General features: G+C 62.2%; 16 protein-coding genes and 1 tRNA gene. 10 read left to right on the top strand and 7 right to left on the bottom strand.

What is annotated here, in order from left to right; translation table 11 throughout:
- Together fmt and def are read right to left on the bottom strand one after the other, a co-directional pair.
- Positions 1 to 924, bottom strand: coding sequence for a methionyl-tRNA formyltransferase (fmt, locus tag DM08_RS03875; protein WP_035383294.1), 924 nt, complete (start codon positions 922 to 924; stop codon positions 1 to 3).
- A 4-nt stretch (positions 925 to 928) separates the two neighbouring features.
- On the bottom strand, positions 929 to 1,432 hold the full coding sequence (gene def, locus DM08_RS03870; protein WP_035383293.1) for a peptide deformylase: 504 nt from the start codon (positions 1,430 to 1,432) through the stop codon (positions 929 to 931).
- Positions 1,433 to 1,519: 87 nt separating this feature from the next.
- Between def and DM08_RS03865 the strand changes: the two genes are divergently transcribed.
- The 4 genes from DM08_RS03865 to topA are packed head-to-tail and all read left to right on the top strand — an operon-like array spanning position 1,520 to position 6,613.
- Positions 1,520 to 2,575 carry a LysM peptidoglycan-binding domain-containing protein gene (locus tag DM08_RS03865; RefSeq protein WP_035383292.1) on the top strand — a complete coding sequence of 352 codons (1,056 nt, stop codon included), beginning with the start codon at positions 1,520 to 1,522 and terminating at the stop codon, positions 2,573 to 2,575.
- A 2-nt stretch (positions 2,576 to 2,577) separates the two neighbouring features.
- Entirely contained in the window at positions 2,578 to 3,645 is a 1,068-nt protein-coding gene (gene dprA / locus DM08_RS03860) for a DNA-processing protein DprA (protein WP_035383291.1), read from the top strand.
- Positions 3,646 to 3,668: 23 nt separating this feature from the next.
- The gene (locus DM08_RS03855; protein WP_035383290.1) at positions 3,669 to 4,124 is read left to right on the top strand and encodes a Smg family protein; all 456 of its coding nucleotides are present in this window, start codon (positions 3,669 to 3,671) and stop codon (positions 4,122 to 4,124) included.
- A 20-nt stretch (positions 4,125 to 4,144) separates the two neighbouring features.
- On the top strand, positions 4,145 to 6,613 hold the full coding sequence (gene topA, locus DM08_RS03850) for a type I DNA topoisomerase (protein ID WP_035383427.1): 2,469 nt from the start codon (positions 4,145 to 4,147) through the stop codon (positions 6,611 to 6,613).
- A 46-nt stretch (positions 6,614 to 6,659) separates the two neighbouring features.
- Here topA and murI read toward each other — a convergent pair whose 3' ends face one another.
- Both murI and DM08_RS03840 read right to left on the bottom strand, forming a co-directional pair.
- Positions 6,660 to 7,487 carry a glutamate racemase gene (gene murI, locus DM08_RS03845; protein ID WP_035383289.1) on the bottom strand — a complete coding sequence of 276 codons (828 nt, stop codon included), beginning with the start codon at positions 7,485 to 7,487 and terminating at the stop codon, positions 6,660 to 6,662.
- A 40-nt stretch (positions 7,488 to 7,527) separates the two neighbouring features.
- On the bottom strand, positions 7,528 to 9,123 hold the full coding sequence (locus DM08_RS03840) for an ABC-F family ATPase (RefSeq protein ID WP_035383288.1): 1,596 nt from the start codon (positions 9,121 to 9,123) through the stop codon (positions 7,528 to 7,530).
- A 178-nt stretch (positions 9,124 to 9,301) separates the two neighbouring features.
- Between DM08_RS03840 and DM08_RS03835 the strand changes: the two genes are divergently transcribed.
- The 6 genes from DM08_RS03835 to ptsP all read left to right on the top strand — a co-directional run bounded on the left by DM08_RS03835 (position 9,302) and on the right by ptsP (position 14,581).
- Entirely contained in the window at positions 9,302 to 9,760 is a 459-nt protein-coding gene (locus DM08_RS03835) for a bacteriohemerythrin (protein ID WP_035383287.1), read from the top strand.
- A 107-nt stretch (positions 9,761 to 9,867) separates the two neighbouring features.
- Positions 9,868 to 11,139, top strand: coding sequence for a glutamate--cysteine ligase (gene gshA / locus DM08_RS03830; protein WP_035383286.1), 1,272 nt, complete (start codon positions 9,868 to 9,870; stop codon positions 11,137 to 11,139).
- Positions 11,139 to 12,185, top strand: coding sequence for an FAD:protein FMN transferase (locus DM08_RS03825; RefSeq protein WP_035383285.1), 1,047 nt, complete (start codon positions 11,139 to 11,141; stop codon positions 12,183 to 12,185). Before gshA ends, DM08_RS03825 begins: the two co-directional genes overlap by 1 nt.
- A gap of 8 nt (positions 12,186 to 12,193) precedes the next feature.
- Positions 12,194 to 12,616, top strand: a complete 423-nt coding sequence (locus DM08_RS03820) for a PTS sugar transporter subunit IIA (protein ID WP_035383284.1) — start codon at positions 12,194 to 12,196, stop codon at positions 12,614 to 12,616.
- Positions 12,588 to 12,857: an HPr family phosphocarrier protein gene (locus DM08_RS03815; protein WP_035383283.1), complete on the top strand. Its 270-nt coding sequence runs from the start codon at positions 12,588 to 12,590 to the stop codon at positions 12,855 to 12,857. Before DM08_RS03820 ends, DM08_RS03815 begins: the two co-directional genes overlap by 29 nt.
- Positions 12,854 to 14,581 (top strand): phosphoenolpyruvate--protein phosphotransferase, encoded by a 1,728-nt coding sequence (gene ptsP, locus DM08_RS03810; protein WP_035383282.1) that lies wholly within the window; start codon positions 12,854 to 12,856, stop codon positions 14,579 to 14,581. The genes DM08_RS03815 and ptsP overlap by 4 nt, the downstream gene beginning before the upstream one ends.
- 128 nt (positions 14,582 to 14,709) lie before the next feature.
- Here the strand turns inward: ptsP and DM08_RS03805 are convergent.
- From DM08_RS03805 to DM08_RS03795, 3 genes are all read right to left on the bottom strand, one after another.
- Positions 14,710 to 14,786, bottom strand: a tRNA-Arg gene (locus tag DM08_RS03805).
- Positions 14,787 to 14,869: 83 nt separating this feature from the next.
- Complete coding sequence (locus DM08_RS03800; protein WP_035383281.1) at positions 14,870 to 15,505, bottom strand: carbonic anhydrase; 636 nt, start codon at positions 15,503 to 15,505, stop codon at positions 14,870 to 14,872.
- On the bottom strand, positions 15,505 to 16,386 hold the full coding sequence (locus tag DM08_RS03795; RefSeq protein ID WP_035383426.1) for a phosphoribosylaminoimidazolesuccinocarboxamide synthase: 882 nt from the start codon (positions 16,384 to 16,386) through the stop codon (positions 15,505 to 15,507). Before DM08_RS03795 ends, DM08_RS03800 begins: the two co-directional genes overlap by 1 nt.
- Between the last annotated feature and the right edge of the window lie 51 nt (positions 16,387 to 16,437).

Genomic DNA, 16,437 nt, shown 5'->3' with positions numbered 1-16,437 from the left:
TCAGCTGCCGAAGCGGTCGCCAACTTGCAGCGGGAAACCTTGCAAGAACTGGGCTGCGGGCAGAGCCTTGCCGCCCGGACGCTGCAACACCTCCAGATTCAGTGCACCCTTGCCGCAGGCGACCACGATGCCGCGCTTGTCCGCCGCCAACACGGTGCCGGGGATGCCGCCCAGATCGCTGCGCACACTGGCCTGCCAAAGCTTGATGGCGGTGTCCTTGCAGAGCGAGTTAGCCACCGGCACCGGATTGTAACCACGCACCGCACGGGCCAGCTGCTCGGCATCCTGCGACCAGTCGAGCTGCGCCTCGGCCTTGTTCAGCTTGGCAGCATAGGTCGCCCAAACGCTGTTCTGCACTTCCGGTTTCAGTTCGGCCAGTTTGGCCAGAGCCTGCACGATGGCCTCGGCCCCTTGTGTCGCCAGCTTGTCATGCAAGGTCTGCGCGGTATCGGCAACGGTGATTGGACAGCAGGTCTTCAACAGCATGTCGCCGGTATCCAGCCCGGCGTCCATCTGCATGATGGTGATGCCGGTCTCCGCATCGCCCGCCAGAATGGCGCGCTGGATGGGGGCCGCGCCGCGCCAGCGCGGCAGCAACGAAGCGTGGATGTTAAGACAGCCGAAGCGTGGCGTATCCAGCACGATTTGCGGCAGGATCAGGCCGTAGGCGGCGACCACCATCACTTCCGCGTTCAGCGCGGCGAGTTCTTGCTGGATCTCGGCGTGCTTCAACGTCAGCGGTTGTAGCACCGGCAAGCCGTGCTGCAGCGCCAGCTGCTTGACCGGACTGGGCTGCAACTGCATGCCGCGACCAGCGGGGCGGTCCGGCTGGGTCAGTACCGCGACGACCTGATGACCGGCATCGAGCAAAGCCTGCAGCGCGGCAGCGGCAAAGTGCGGAGTACCCGCGAAGATGAGTTTCATCGATTTACAGCGTCTCGCGTTGGCGCTTCTTCAGCTTGGCGCGGATGCGGGTCTGCTTGAGTTGCGACAGGTACTCGACGAACACCTTGCCTTTGAGATGATCCATTTCGTGCTGGATGCACACCGCCAGCAAATCGTCGGCTTCCAGCGTGAAGGGTTTGCCGTTCTTATCGAGAGCTCGCACGGTGACTCGCTCGGCGCGCTTCACCTTGTCGTAGATGCCCGGTACGGACAAACAGCCCTCTTCCAGCGCACTCTCGCCATCCATCGCCACCAGCTCTGGATTGATGAACACCAACAACTCGTTGTGCTTCTCCGACACATCGGCCACGATGATCTGCTGATGAATGTCCACTTGCGTCGCCGCCAAGCCGACTCCGGGTGCCGCGTACATGGTCTCGGCCATGTCCGCGATCAGCTTGCGGGTAGCCGCAGTGACCTCGCCCACCGGACTGGCGACCTTGTGCAAACGCGGATCGGGATATTGGAGGATTTTCAGGATAGCCATAATGCTTGCTAAGTTCGGGTGACTGGCTGCAAAATCGAAGCGGCGACGAACTCGTCGCACCGTCCCACCTTCCAGCCGGGGTTCTCAATGCGCAAGATTATATCGCTGATTTGCTTTTTGTTGCCCGCCGTCACCTTCGCCGCTGATGCGCAGATACGCGACAACGCCCCGGAACAGCACATCGTGACTCAGGGCGACACCTTGTGGGGCATCGCCCATCGCTTCTTCAACGACCCGTGGCAATGGCCACAGATCTGGGGCCTGAATCAGGACACCATCAAGGATCCGCACTGGATCTATCCCGGTGATGTGGTGCGACTCGACCGCCAGCACGGCAAGCTCGATGTCGATACGGCGCGCGGGACGGGCGGCATCGTCAAACTCGCACCCCAGATCCGCAGCGCCCCGGGCCGCAGTCAAGCCATACCCGCCGTCCCGCGCGGCGACATCGCGCCCTTCCTGAAATATCCTCTGGTGGTCAATGAAGGCGACCTGGCCAATGCGCCCTTGCTGGTCGCCACGCTGGACGAACGCGTAGTGGTCGGTGACGATGACATCGTCTACGTTCAGGGACTCGATCGGGCGCAGGGCATCCACTGGCAGCTCTATCGTCCCGGCAAGGCTTTGATCGATCCGGATAGCGGACAGGTGTTGGGCCATGAGGCCATCTTCCTGGGCGAAGCACAGGTGGAGCAGTTCGGCAACCCGAGCACCGTGCGCATCGTGCATGCCACGCAAGAGATCAAAAAAGGTGACCGCCTCATCGCCCGGGCGGCCGCGCAAAGCGACAACTTCATCCCGCGCGCGCCGGGCAGCCGGCTGAGCAGCAAAGTCATCTCCGTCCACGGCGGTGCAGAATTGGCCGGCCAGCATTCCGTCATCACCCTCAACAAGGGGCAACGCGACGGACTGGAAGTCGGCCATGTGCTGACATTGACGCGCCACGGCAGGACCCTGCGCAATGACGACCAAGCGTTGTGCGAGGCCGGGGATGCCGCCTGCAAGAAAGGCCAGAGCGTCACGCTGCCTGACCAGCACTATGGCCTGATCTTCGTGTTCCGCACCTTCGAGCGGGTCGCCTATGCGCTGGTGATGGAAACCCGCTTGCCGGTGGAACTGCTGGACAACGCCCTGACTCCGTGACCATGGACACGGCGCTCGCTCACTGGGTCGCGCTCAGCCTGATCCCCGGTCTGGGCAACGAGAGCCTGCGCCACCTGCTCCAAGCCTTCGGCACGCCGGAGCAGATCTACGCCACCCCCGCCCGCGCCCTGCGCGAGGTCGTCCGCCCTGCCGTCGCCGAAGCTATCGCGCGCGGTCTGGATGAGTCCTCGCTCGCTCTGCTGGAAGTCTGGCTGCAAGACCCGAACAACGCGGTGCTGACCTTGGCTGACAGCGGGTACCCGCAGGCGCTGCTCAACACCAGCGACCCGCCCATGCTGCTCTACATCAAGGGGCGGCAGGAATTGCTCGGCGCACCCGCCCTGGCCGTAGTCGGCAGCCGCAACGCCTCGCCAGCAGGGATCAAAAATGCGGAGGACTTTGCGCTGGCAGCCAGCGATGCCGGCCTGTGCATCGTCAGCGGCATGGCCCACGGCATCGATGCAGCGGCGCATCGCGGAGGACTGCGCGGGTCGGGCTCCAGCATCGCCGTGATCGGCACCGGACTGGACAAAGTCTACCCCGCTGCCAACCGCGAACTGGCACACCAACTGGCCAAGGACGGCCTCATCATCTCGGAATTCCCGCTCGGTACGCCGCCGCTGGCCGCCAACTTCCCGCGCCGCAACCGCATCATCAGCGGCCTGAGTGCCGGCACGCTGGTGGTCGAGGCTTCCCTGCAAAGCGGTTCGCTGATCACCGCTCGCATGGCATTGGAGCAGGGCCGCGAGGTATTCGCCATCCCCGGCTCCATCCACTCGCCACAGTCCAAGGGCTGCCATTACCTGATCAAGCAGGGTGCCAAACTGGTTGAATCGGCGCAGGACATTCTGGAGGAGTTGGGCGCACTCCCCGTGCCGACACAACCCGTCACGCCCCCGGCATCGGTCTTGCCCGCACTGGAGGCGATGGGCTACGACCCGGTAGATATGGACACGCTCGCCCAGCGCAGTAACTTGACGATTGAGGCGCTATCCGCCATCCTGTTGCAACTGGAACTGGATGGACGGGTGGCGACACTGCCCGGCGGAAGGTTCCAGCGTATCACTTGAAAAAACCGTAACCGTGGGATGCCATGTTCGATATCTTGATGTTTTTGTTTGAAAGTTACGCAAATGCTGGCAGCTACCCCGAACCCGACAAACTCTCGCTCAAGCTCTCAGCCGCCGGCTTTGAGGAAGAGGAGATCAGCCAGGCGCTGAGCTGGCTGTCCGGGATGAAGCGGTTGACACCAGCTGACTATCCGCTCGCCATCAACCATGGCGGCTACCGCCATTACGCTGCGCTGGAGCTGAAGCGACTCAGTCCCGAGGCGCGCAGCTTTCTGGCGTTCTGGGAGCAAAGCGGCATGGTCTCGGCGGTCGAGCGCGAAATGATCATTGACCGCGCTGTCGCTCTCGGCATCGACCAGCTGTCACTGGACAAATTCAAGCTGATTGCTCTGTTGGTCCTGTGGGACCAGCACGAAGCACTGGACCCTCTGGTGGTCGAAGACCTGCTGACACCGGCAGACTCGTTGAACCTGCACTGAATCCCAAACCGACCTACGCCATGGCCTCCAATCTGCTCGTCGTCGAATCGCCCGCCAAAGCCAAGACGCTCAAAAAATATCTCGGCAAGGACTTCGAAGTACTGGCCTCCTACGGTCACGTGCGCGATCTCATCCCCAAGACCGGCGCGATCGACGTGGACAACGGCTACGCCATGCAGTACGAGACCATCGCACGCAACGCCAAGCACGTTGATGCCATTGCCAAAGCAGCTGCCGCTGCCGACAACATCTTTCTGGCACCCGACCCGGACCGCGAAGGTGAGGCCATCGCCTGGCATCTGGCCGAGATCCTCAAAGCCAAGCGCGGACTGAAGAACAAGCCCTTGCAGCGCGTGGTGTTCCACGAGATCACCCAGAGCGCGGTGCAGGAAGCCGTTGCCCATCCGCGCGACATCTCGCTGCCGCTGGTCAACGCCCAGCAAGCGCGCCGTGCGCTGGACTATCTGGTCGGCTTCAACCTGTCGCCGCTGCTGTGGCGCAAGATCCGCCCCGGCTTGTCCGCCGGTCGGGTGCAAAGTCCGGCGCTGCGGCTGATCGTCGAACGCGAGCTGGAGATCGAGGCCTTCCGCCCGCAGGAATACTGGACAGTGCATCTGGACAGCCAGAAGAACACCCTGCCGTTCACGGCGAAACTGTTCCAGTACCACGGCAAGAAGGTCGAGCAGCTCAGCATCGGCAGCGAAGCCGAGTACAACAAAATCTTCGCTAGCTTGAGCGATGCCAAACTGCCGCCCAAGGTAGTCAAGGTAGAAAAACGCGGCAAGCAGCGCTACGCCGCCGCGCCGTTCACCACCTCCACGCTGCAACAGGAAGCCGTGCGCAAGCTGGGCATGACCTCCGAGCGCACCATGCGCTTGGCGCAGCAACTGTACGAAGGCATCGACATCGGCGGTGGCACGGTCGGTCTCATCACCTACATGCGTACCGACTCGGTGAATTTGGCTAATGAGGCCGTGGCTGAGATACGCGGCTACATCGGTGCCGATTTCGCCCCCGACTACCTGCCCAAGACCTCGCCGGTCTACAAGAGCAAGACCAAGAACGCGCAGGAAGCGCACGAGGCGATCCGCCCGACCAGCATCAGCCGCACGCCGGACAGCGTGCGCGAATTCCTCACCGTGGATCAGGCGCGGCTGTACGAGATGATCTGGAAGCGCACCTTGGCCAGCCAGATGACACCCGCCCGCTTCGACACCGTGAGCGTGGACATCCGCTTGGGCGGCGACACCACGCTGTTCCGCGCCAGCGGCCAGACGCTGGTGTTCCCCGGCTTCATCGCCGTGTATCAGGAAGACACCGACGACAGCACCGAGGAAGACGGCGGCAAACTGCCCCCGCTGGCCGAAGGCGAAACCCTGCCGCTGGACAAGCTCTATGGCGAGCAGCACTTCACCCAGCCGCCGCCGCGCTTCTCCGAAGCCAGTCTGGTCAAGGCGCTGGAAGAGTTCGGCATCGGCCGCCCGTCCACTTACGCCAGCATCATCTCCACCTTGCAGGCGCGCGAATACGTCACGCTGGAGAAAAAGCGCTTCCAGCCCACCGACGTGGGCCGCGTGGTGAACCGCTTCCTCACCGACCACTTCACCCGCTACGTGGACTACGGCTTCACCGCCCAGATGGAAGACGAGCTGGACGAGATCTCCGAAGGCAAGCGCGACTGGATTCCGGTGCTGGACGAATTCTGGAAAGGCTTCCACGCGCTGATCGGCGAGAAGAAGGATGTCGACCGCCCCGGCACCGAGGTGCTGGAAGAAGCCTGCCCCAAGTGTGGCAAGCCGCTCTCCAAACGCCTCGGCAAGCGCGGCAGTTTCATCGGCTGCACCGGCTATCCGGAATGCGATTTCACCCGCAATCTGAGTGGCGAAACCGAATCGGCGGAGGATGCGCGCAAAGAGCTCGGCACCAATGAGGAAGGCACGACCATCCTGTTGCTGCGCGGCCCTTACGGCCCCTACGTGCAACTGGGCGAAGCCAAGGAAGGCGACAAGAAGAAACCGAAACGGGTGAGCTGGCCCAAGGAGCTGCCGCTGGAAGCCGCCGACCTCGGCATGGCGCTCCAGTTGCTGGCCCTGCCGCGCGAACTCGGCGCACATCCCGAGTCCGGCAAGAAAGTGGTGGTCAACATCGGTCGCTTCGGCCCCTACATCGGCCACGATGGCGCGTTCAAGTCCATCCCCAAGACCGACAGCATCTTTACCATCGCGCTGGATCGCGCCGTGGAACTGCTGGCGCAGAAGAAAGACAGCACCACCGTGCTGCGCGACTTGGGCGTGCATCCCGCCGACCAGAAACCGGTCGAAGTCTGCGACGGTCGCTACGGACCCTACGTCCGCCACGGCAAGGTCAACGCCACTCTGCCCAAGGACGTCACCGTGGACGACGTCACCCTGCCGCAAGCGCTGGAGCTGCTGGCGGCCAAAGCCGCCAAGGGCCCGACCAAGCGACCTGTACGAAAGAGCAAGGCGTAAGACTGGAGCGCCCGCCACGCCTCCGGCTAGCGTCGGTCGACCCCGCTCAAGCCAGGCTGCGCACCTCTACCGCCCGCCCCCACAGCTTGGACATGATCCGCTCCGCCTGTACTGGGTCCCCGCTGGAATAGAAACGCTCGGTGCCGGTGGGCAGGACGGGCAGTGCCTCCGGATCTACCGGTGGAGGAGGCAGTGTCGGCAGTTCGAGGTCGATACGGCGCTTCAGCTCCCGGGCAACCGCCTTGCCCGTGTCAATCAACTGGACCTGCGCACCGACCACCTCGCGAATCAACGGGGCCAGGAAAGGGTAATGGGTACACCCCAGAATGATGGTGTCCGCCCCGCTCTTGAGCAAGGGCGTGGTATAGCGCGCAACCAGCTGGCGCGCTTCGGCACCTTGCAGGTCGCCGCGCTCCACCACCTCGACCAGGCGCGGGCAGCTTTGAGTCACGATCTTCACATTTCCGGCATATTTTTCCAGCAAGGCGGCGAAACGCGCGCTTTCCAGCGTCCCCGTAGTCGCCAGTACGCCAACCACGCCGCGCTTACTGGCAGCGACAGCAGGTTTGACGGCGGGCTCCATACCGATGATGGGTAGTGCATAGCGACGGCGCAATCCGGCGGCGGCGGCAGCCGTAGCCGTGTTGCACGCGATGACGATGGCCGCCGCACCTTGTTCGATCAGGAAGCGGCTGATGATGGACGAGCGCGACTCGATATACGCGGGCGACTTGTCGCCGTAGGGCACAAAGGCAGAGTCGGCCACATAGATCAGGTGCGCGTCAGGCAGAGCGGCGCGGATGTGCTGCAACACCGACAGTCCGCCGACACCGGAATCAAATACGCCTATGGTCCCCGAGAAGGTACTCTCCATCCTCAACCCCCGCAGCGCCCGCCCGGCGGACGCGATCCGATCAAGCCTCCAGCTGACTCCGCAGATACTCCTCGTACGTGCCGTGGTAATCGGTCACGCCCTTTTCGCTGATCTCGATGATGCGGGTAGCCAGCGAGGAGACGAACTCACGGTCATGGCTGACGAACACCAGCGTACCCTTGAACTGATCCAGCGCGGTGTTGAGCGACTCGATGGACTCCATGTCCATGTGGTTGGTCGGCTCGTCCATCAGCAGGATATTGTTGCGCTGCAACATCAACTTACCGAACAGCATGCGCCCCTTCTCCCCGCCGGACAGCACTTTGACGTATTTCTTGGCATCGTCACCGGAGAACAACAGGCGACCCAACGTGCCGCGCACCACTTGGTCGTCATCGCCGGGACCACGCCAATCGGTCATCCAGTCCATCATGATCTTGTCTTCGGCGAAATCGTGGGCATGATCCTGCGCGTAGTAGCCGATCTTGGCCTTGTCCGTCCACTTGATAGTGCCAGTGTCTGGCGTGAGATCTCCAGCCAGACAGCGTAACAGCGTGGTCTTGCCGATACCGTTCGGGCCGATGATGGCGACGCGCTCGCCGGCATCGATACGGAAGTTCACGTTGGAGAACAGCATGCGGTCGAAGCCCTTGGCCATCTTCTGCACCTCGACGGCAGTACGGTGCAGCTTGTCCTTCTCGTCATATTCAAAGCGGATGAAGGGATATTGGCGACTCGATGGCTTGATGTCCTCGATCTTGATCTTGTCAATCTGGCGCGCACGCGAGGTAGCCTGCTTGGCTTTGGAGGCGTTGGCCGAGAATCGGGCCACGAAGGCCTTCAGCTCGGCGACCTTTTCCTTGGCCTTGGCGTTATCAGCCGCCTGCTGCTCGCGCGCCTGGGATGAGGCCAGCATGTAATCGTCGTAATTGCCCGGATACACCGTGATCTTGCCATAGTCCAGATCGGCCATATGGGTACACACGCTGTTCAGGAAGTGACGGTCGTGCGAGATGATGACCATCGTGGAGTTGCGCGCGTTGAGGATGTCTTCCAGCCAGCGGATGGTATTGATGTCGAGATTGTTGGTCGGCTCGTCCAGCAGCAGGATGTCCGGATTGGAAAACAGCGCCTGCGCCAACAGCACGCGCAGCTTGAAGCCGGGAGCCACCTCGCGCATCGGCCCTTGGTGCAGCTCGATGGCAATGCCCAGGCCCAGCAGCAGTTCGCCCGCACGCGCTTCGGCGGTGTAGCCGTCATACTCCGCGAACACTGCCTCCAGGTCAGCGGCACGCATGTAATCCTCTTCCGTCGCATCCGGATTGGCGTAGATCGCATCCCGCTCGCTCATCGCTCCCCACATCTCGGCGTGCCCCATCATCACCACATCCAGCACGCGATTGTCTTCGTAGGCGAACTGGTCCTGACGCAGCTTGCCCAGGCGCTCTCCCCGATCCAGCATCACCTCGCCGGAGGTCTGCTCCAGATCGCGCCCAAGAATCTTCATGAACGTGGATTTACCGCAACCGTTCGCCCCGATCAGGCCGTAACGGTTGCCGTCGCCGAACTTGACGGAGACGTTCTCGAACAACGGCTTGGAGCCGAACTGCATGGTGATGTTGGCGGTAGAAAGCATGATGGCTACAGAATCCGGTGAAAAAACCCCGCGATTCTACCACTCGGAGCGCCCCAGCCCGAGTTTTCGGGTGATAGTCGTTACTTGAGCGAACGCAAAGTCACCAGCCTTGGTATGGGTTACGCTACCCATACCAAGGTCGGGGTGACGAGCCTTGGCAATTACAAGGGGAAACAAAATGGCATTCATACAATGGTCCAAGGATCTGGACATCGGAATCAATGTGATCGACACCCAGCACCGGCGCATCGTTGACTACATCAACGAGCTGGACGTGGTGAACAAGGGGGGCGACATCACCGATATCAATCGCGTATTGGACGAGTTGGTTGATTACACCGTTACGCACTTTGCATTCGAGGAGGACCTGCAGGAGAGCGCGGGTTACCCCTTCATCAAGGCGCATCGCCGGGTCCACGAGGTTTTCACCAAACGGGTGCTGGACTTCCAGAACCGTGCCAAAGCGGGTGACAACATCGCCCCCGAACTGCTCTCCATGCTCAAGGTCTGGCTCATCAATCACATCAAGGGTGACGATGTCGATTATGCCGAAGTCGTGAAGAAGTCTCTGGGCAATCAGGAGACAGCAGAAAAGAGCGGTTGGCTAGGCTCAAAGCTGAAACGGTTCTTTGGCTGAGCAGCCAACCTCCGACTAGGGGCGGCACCAGCCGCCCCGGTTGTTTCCAGCGCCGCCACCGTAACGGAATCGGCTAGAATGGCCGCCTCTGATCCTTGGCAAAATCTATGGTTCCCCATCTTACTACCGCACTGAATGGCCCCCTGCTCGATCTGGAACGGCGCATCCTTGCGGCCCAGCCGACCATCGAGCATTGGTTTCGCACACAATGGCTAGAGCACTCCGTACCGTTCTACGCCTCGGTCGATCTGCGTAATGCGGGCTTCAAGCTGGCACCGGTGGATACCAATCTGTTCCCTGGTGGGTTCAACAACCTGAACCCCGACTTCATGCCGCTCTGCGTGCAGGCTGCGCAGAGCGCCATCGAGAAGATCTGCCCGGAGGCGCGCGGTATCCTGCTGGTACCGGAGAACCACACCCGCAACCAGTTCTACCTGCAAAACGTGGCGCGGCTGGCTCTGGTGTTGAAGCAGGCGGGACTGAAGGTGCGCATCGGCAGCCTGCTGCCGGAAATCACCTCGGCCACCACGTTGACGCTGGCGAATGGCGCGACACTCACGCTGGAGCCACTGTTACGCAAGGGCAACCGCCTGACGGTCGAGGGATTCGATCCTTGCGTCATCCTGCTGAACAACGATCTGTCCGCCGGAGTGCCGGAGATATTGCAAAATCTGGAGCAGGCCGTACTGCCGCCACTGGAGGCCGGCTGGACGACCCGACGGAAGTCGCAACACTTCGCGGCCTATGACCGTGTTGCCGCCGAATTCGCCAAACTCATCGACATCGACCCTTGGCTGATCAACCCCTATTTCGCCCGCTGTGGCGAGGTGGACTTCCAGGCACAGACCGGCGAAGAGTGCCTGGTCGCGCAGGTCGATAGCGTGCTGCAAAAGATACGCGCCAAATACGCGGAATATGGTGTCAAGGACGAGCCCTTCGTCATCGTCAAGGCGGATGCCGGCACCTATGGCATGGGCATCATGACGGTCAAGGATGCCAACGAAGTGCGCGGCCTGAACCGCAAGCAGCGCAACAAGATGGCTGTGGTCAAGGAGGGTCTGCAAGTGCATGACGTGCTGGTGCAGGAGGGGGTGTACACCTTCGAGCACATCAACGAGGCCGTGGCCGAGCCGGTGGTGTACATGGTGGACCACTATGTGGTCGGCGGCTTCTACCGCGTCCATACCGGGCGCGGCGTGGATGAGAACCTCAATGCTCCGGGGATGCACTTCGTGCCGCTGGCCTTCGAGACGTGCTGCTCCCTGCCCAATCCGGACTGCGCTCCCGACGACACGCCCAACCGTTTCTACGCTTATGGCGTGGTGGCTAGACTGGCGCTGCTGGCGGCAGCGGTCGAGCTGGAAGAGCTGGCAGGCTGATGCGATTCGTCGTCAGCCTGCTCCTTGCCCTGCTCTTGACCGCCTGCGGCAAGGAGCCGCTGTATCAGGAACAGGGCTACGTCTTCGGTACGCTGGTCGAGGTCAGTGTCTACGGCGCGGAAGAGCCCAAGGCCAAGAGCGCTGTGGCGGCGGTGATGCAGGAGTTCCAGCGGCTGAACGATCTGCTCCATGCCTGGAAACCCAGCTCGCTGAGTGAGCTGAATACAGCACTGGCGCGGGGCGAAAGCCACGAAGTTACACCGGAACTGGCCGCGATGTTGCAAGAAGCAACGGCACTGTCGCAACGCTCCGGAGGCACGTTCAATCCGGCCATCGGCGGCTTGGTCAAGCTGTGGGGATTCCAGGCGGATGAGTTTCAGGCTGCTCTGCCCGATGAGCGGCAGGTGGCAGCCCTGGTCGCGGCCAATCCACAAATGAGCGACCTCAGCTTTCAGCCAACACCGGCGGGTGACGCGGTGCGGGTCAGCAGTCGCAATCCTGCGGTCCAGTTCGATCTTGGTGGCTATGCCAAAGGCTATGCCCTGGATCGCGCGATCGCGTTACTCAAGCAGCAGGGTATCCACCATGCGCTGGTCAACATCGGCGGCAACGTGATGGCGCTGGGGCAGCATGGCTCGCGCCCGTGGCGCGTCGGGATCCAGCATCCGCGCAAGCCCGCGCCCATCGCCACGCTGGAATTGCGTGACGGCGAGGCCATCGGCACCTCGGGCGATTACCAGCGTTACTTCGAATTCGGCGGCAAGCGCTATTGCCATCTTATCGACCCGCGCACCGGCCATCCCGCGCAAGGCGTACAAGCGGTGACCATCCTGACGCACGGCGATCACGCCGGACTGTTGTCCGATGCCGCCTCCAAACCACTGTTTCTCGCCGGTGCCGCTGCTTGGGTGAAGGCAGCGCACACGATGGGGCTGGACGAGGCCATGCTGATCGATGGGGATGGTCATGTACAGGTCACCGCTGCGATGCAGAAAAGGCTAGAATTCACCGATAAAGGCACCGTGCGCAAGAGCGCACCTCAATAGGCGGGCATATGGTCGGGATCCTACTGGTTACTCACAATGGCTTGGGCGACAGTCTGCTGGACTGTGTGCGCCATGTGTTGCGCACGTTGCCCTCACATCTGCGCTCCCTGTCGGTGTACGAAGATGACGATCCGGCACAGAAAGAAGCTGAAGGCCAGGCACTGATCGCGGAATTGGACACGGGAGACGGCGTACTGCTGCTGACCGACATGTTCGGTGCCACACCCAGCAACATCGCTCGACGGCTGTGCCAGTCCGAGCATGTGAAAGGAGTGGCCGGGGTGAATCTGCCCATGCTGTTGCGCATCAGCTGTTGCTGCGACAAACCGCTGGCCGAGATGGCGCAGCGCGCCTTGGAGGGTGGGCGCGAATGTATCGTTTTTATGGATTCGGAAGGTCATCATGCTGCAACAAAATGCCTTGATCATTAACAAGCTGGGTCTGCACGCCCGGGCCTCGGCCAAGCTGACCCAGCTCGCCTCGCAGTTTCCCTGCGAGGTGTGGCTGACCCGCAACAATCGCCGCATCAATGCCAAGAGCATCATGGGAGTGATGATGCTGGCAGCCGCGAAAGGCAGCACCATCGCCATCGAGACCCATGGCGAGCGCGAACAGGAGGCGATGGATGCACTGCTGGCGTTGATCAACGATTACTTCGGAGAAGGTGAGTGAGCTTCACCCTGCACGGCATCGCGGTTTCCAGCGGCATCGCCATCGGTCATGCCCATTTGGTGTCGCACACCTCGCTGGAGGTGGCGCACTATGTTCTGCCCAAGGCCTTCATCGCCGAAGAGGTCGCCCGGCTGGATGTGGCACTGCATGCGACCCGCGAAGAACTGAGCAACCTGCGCACCACGCGCCCCAGCCAGGTGGCGGCGGAATTCGATGCCTTCCTCGATCTGCACCTGATGTTGCTGGATGACGAGCATATCAGCCATGCCGCCCGCAGCATGATAGAGCGCGAGCAGTGCAACGCCGAATGGGCGCTGAAGGTTCAGATGGACGAGCTGGTGGCGCAGTTCGAGGCGTTTGAGGATGCCTATCTGCGTGAGCGCAAGAGTGATGTGGTACAAGTCGTCGAGCGCGTCTTGAAGCGCCTGTCCGGTCAGCCGGGGCATGTGCCGCCGCCCTCCAGCCACGGCCTGAGCACTATCCTGATCGCGCACGACCTGTCGCCTGCCGACCTCATCCAGTTCAAGTCGCATCAATACGCCGCCTTCCTCACCGATCTGGGCGGGGCGACCTCGCACACCGCCATCGTCGCGCGCGGCCTGAACACGCCCTGCGTGGTCGGTCTGCACTATGCCCGCGAGCTGATCCGCGAGGACGACCAGCTCGTCGTGGACGGCGATCAGGGCGTCATCATCGTCAACCCCGACCGCCACATCCTGGCGGAGTATCGGCTGCGCCAAAGCCAATGGGAACTGGAACGCAAGAAGCTGAAGCGCTTGCGCTCCACCCGCGCCAATACGCTCGACGGCGCGACCATCGAACTACAGGCCAACATCGAGATGCCGCACGATGTGCCCGAGGCCAAGGAGAACGGCGCGACCGGTATCGGCCTGTTCCGTAGCGAGTTCCTGTTCCTCAACCGCGACACCCTGCCCGATGAAGAGGAGCAGTTCGAGGCTTACCGCGCCGTGGCCGAAGGCATGGACGGTCTGCCGGTCACCATCCGAACCTTCGATCTGGGAGCGGACAAGCAAATCAAGGGTGTCGAACGTGTCGCCAGCAACCCGGCGCTCGGCTTGCGTGCCATCCGTTTGTGCCTGGCCGAGCCGCAGCTGTTCCAGACCCAGCTGCGCGCCCTGCTGCGTGCCTCGGTCTACGGCAATGTGAAGATCCTGGTGCCCATGCTGTCCAGCGTCTCCGAGATCAACCAGACCCTGCAGTTCATCGAAGCGACCAAGCGCCAACTGGACGAGCAAGGTATCCCTTACAATCGCGAAGTCCCCATCGGCGGCATGATCGAGATCCCCGCTGCCGCCCTCGCGCTCAACGTGTTCGTCAAGAAACTGGACTTTCTCTCCATCGGCACCAATGACCTGATCCAGTACACGCTGGCCATCGACCGTACCGACGAAGAGGTCGCTCATCTGTACGACCCGCTGCATCCCGCCATCCTGTACCTGCTGGCACACATCATCGGTACCGCCAACAAGGCCGGCATACCGATCTCGGTATGTGGGGAAATGGCTGGGGAACTGGTCTACACGCGCCTGCTGCTCGGCTTCGGGCTGCGCCAACTCTCCATGCAGGCCGGGCAACTGCTCGGTGTCAAACAGCGCGTCCTGACCACCAGCCTGCCCGACATCGCCCCGCTGGTGCAGAAGATCCTGCGCTCGGACGACCCCCTGAAGATACGCGACCTGCTCGGTAAGCTGAACGCCTCCTGAGCGTCCAGTCCCGGCGCACCCAGCCCGACTGGGCGGGCATTCATCTGGTAAGAGCGCGCCCTGGCGCGATACGTCGTAACTTCGGAGCGGGATCTCTGCGGTCTGGGGAGTAGAACGTGTTGAATTTGTGGCGCGCTCGGCGGGAGTCGAACCCACGACCCTTGGCTTCGGAAACCAATACTCTATCCAACTGAGCTACGAGCGCGTTTTGAGGCGCGCAGTATAGCGGTTTTTTCACGGACTGCCACGCTCTCAGGAACGCAAAGACGCTGCCCGCACCGGTTTGCCCTAGAGTTTGTTGAATGCCCGGGTGTGTTCGTCGTATTGCAGGAGCTGGCCGTGCTCGATGTCGAAATACCAGCCGTGCAGGGTCAAGCTACCGGCTTCCACGCGTTCGCGTATCCAGTCGAAGGTCATCAGGTTGTTAAGTGAGCCCAGAATGGCGCGCTGTTCACAGGCCTCAAGCTGCACCTCGACCGGGGCATCGGGCAGGTCACGCAGGACGCTGGCACGGGCATCTTCCGCCAAACGCATCCAGCTGTTGATGAAGGATTCGGGCGCTTCGCTGCCACCGCTGCCGAACAGGGCGCGGATACCGCCGCAGTGGGCATGGCCGAGGACGATGATGTGTTCGATTTTAAGTGTGCGCACCGCATAGTCGAGCGCGGCACTGGTGCCGTGGCGGCCTCCGAGACGGCTTTCTGCGGGTGGAACCAGATTGGCCACGTTGCGGATGACGAACAGGTCACCTGGCGCGCAATCCAGCACCAGCGCTGGATCCACGCGCGAATCGCAGCAGGCGACCACCAGCGTCTTGGGTGTTTGACCCTCGGTCACCAGCTGCCGGTACAGGGCATCGTCTTCCGCGAAATGTTGTTCGCGGAAGCGGCGGAATCCTTCGATGAGCTGGTGCGGCTGGGCCATCAGGCGGTCAGGCGTTGCAAGGCTTCGCGGTACTTGGCAGCAGTATGCTCCAGCACCTCGGCTGGCGCGCTGGGGGCGGGCGGCTGCTTGTTCCAGCCGGTGGATTCCAGCCAGTCGCGCACGAACTGCTTGTCGTAGCTGGGCGGGTTGCTGCCGACGTGGTACTGGTCAGCGGGCCAGAAGCGGGAAGAGTCCGGTGTCAGCGCCTCGTCGATCAGATACATCTTGCCGTCGGTATCGGTGCCGAACTCAAACTTGGTGTCGGCGATGATGATGCCCTTGGTCAGCGCGTAATCGGCAGCTTGGGTATAGAGCGCCAGCGTGGCCGCCTTCACCTCTTCGGCGCGCGCCTCGCCCAGCAGCTTCTTGGCTTCGTCGAACGAGATGTTCTCGTCATGCTCGCCGACAGCAGCCTTGGTCGAGGGCGTGAACAGCGGCTCTGGCAGCTTCTGCGCCTCCTGCAAACCGGCGGGCAACTGAATGCCGCACACCGCGCCAGTCTTCTTGTAATCCTTCCAGCCGGAGCCGACCAGATAGCCGCGCACGATGGCCTCGATGGGCAGCGGCTTCAGGCGCTTCACTACGAAGGCGCGACCCTTCACCTGGGCGCGGTCGGCGTCGGTCTTGACCACCTCTTCCGGCGTGATGCCGGACAGATGGTTCGGGATGACGTGGCCGAGCTTGGCGAACCAGAAGTTGGACAGCGAAGTGAGCACTTCGCCCTTGCCCGGCACCGGATCCGGCAGGATCACGTCGAAGGCGGACAAGCGGTCGGTCTGCACGATCAGCAGATGCTGGTCGTCCACCTCGTAGATGTCGCGCACTTTGCCGCGATGCAGGAACTTCAGGCTGGTCAGGTTGGATTCGTGTAGGGCGGACATGGCGTTCTCGGCAGTGATCCGCTCACCCGGCAGCATCGCCGGACGAGCGTG

It is taken from the genome of Ferriphaselus sp. R-1 (assembly GCF_000746095.1).
GTDB lineage: Bacteria > Pseudomonadota > Gammaproteobacteria > Burkholderiales > Gallionellaceae > Ferriphaselus.
This window is presented reverse-complemented; position numbering and strand designations above follow the sequence as displayed.

Excerpts from the sequence above, each read along its gene's own strand:
- DM08_RS03795 (WP_035383426.1), bottom strand. The coding sequence starts at position 16,386 with ATGTCCGCCCTACACGAATCCAACCTGACCAGCCTGAAGTTCCTGCAT.
- DM08_RS03840 (WP_035383288.1), bottom strand. The coding sequence starts at position 9,123 with ATGCTTTCTACCGCCAACATCACCATGCAGTTCGGCTCCAAGCCGTTG.
- topA (WP_035383427.1), top strand. The coding sequence starts at position 4,145 with ATGGCCTCCAATCTGCTCGTCGTCGAATCGCCCGCCAAAGCCAAGACG.
- DM08_RS03820 (WP_035383284.1), top strand. The coding sequence starts at position 12,194 with ATGGTCGGGATCCTACTGGTTACTCACAATGGCTTGGGCGACAGTCTG.
- def (WP_035383293.1), bottom strand. The coding sequence starts at position 1,432 with ATGGCTATCCTGAAAATCCTCCAATATCCCGATCCGCGTTTGCACAAG.
- gshA (WP_035383286.1), top strand. The coding sequence starts at position 9,868 with ATGGTTCCCCATCTTACTACCGCACTGAATGGCCCCCTGCTCGATCTG.
- DM08_RS03815 (WP_035383283.1), top strand. The coding sequence starts at position 12,588 with ATGCTGCAACAAAATGCCTTGATCATTAACAAGCTGGGTCTGCACGCC.
- DM08_RS03800 (WP_035383281.1), bottom strand. The coding sequence starts at position 15,505 with ATGGCCCAGCCGCACCAGCTCATCGAAGGATTCCGCCGCTTCCGCGAA.
- DM08_RS03865 (WP_035383292.1), top strand. The coding sequence starts at position 1,520 with ATGCGCAAGATTATATCGCTGATTTGCTTTTTGTTGCCCGCCGTCACC.
- DM08_RS03825 (WP_035383285.1), top strand. The coding sequence starts at position 11,139 with ATGCGATTCGTCGTCAGCCTGCTCCTTGCCCTGCTCTTGACCGCCTGC.
- murI (WP_035383289.1), bottom strand. The coding sequence starts at position 7,487 with ATGGAGAGTACCTTCTCGGGGACCATAGGCGTATTTGATTCCGGTGTC.
- dprA (WP_035383291.1), top strand. The coding sequence starts at position 2,578 with ATGGACACGGCGCTCGCTCACTGGGTCGCGCTCAGCCTGATCCCCGGT.
- fmt (WP_035383294.1), bottom strand. The coding sequence starts at position 924 with ATGAAACTCATCTTCGCGGGTACTCCGCACTTTGCCGCTGCCGCGCTG.
- DM08_RS03855 (WP_035383290.1), top strand. The coding sequence starts at position 3,669 with ATGTTCGATATCTTGATGTTTTTGTTTGAAAGTTACGCAAATGCTGGC.
- DM08_RS03835 (WP_035383287.1), top strand. The coding sequence starts at position 9,302 with ATGGCATTCATACAATGGTCCAAGGATCTGGACATCGGAATCAATGTG.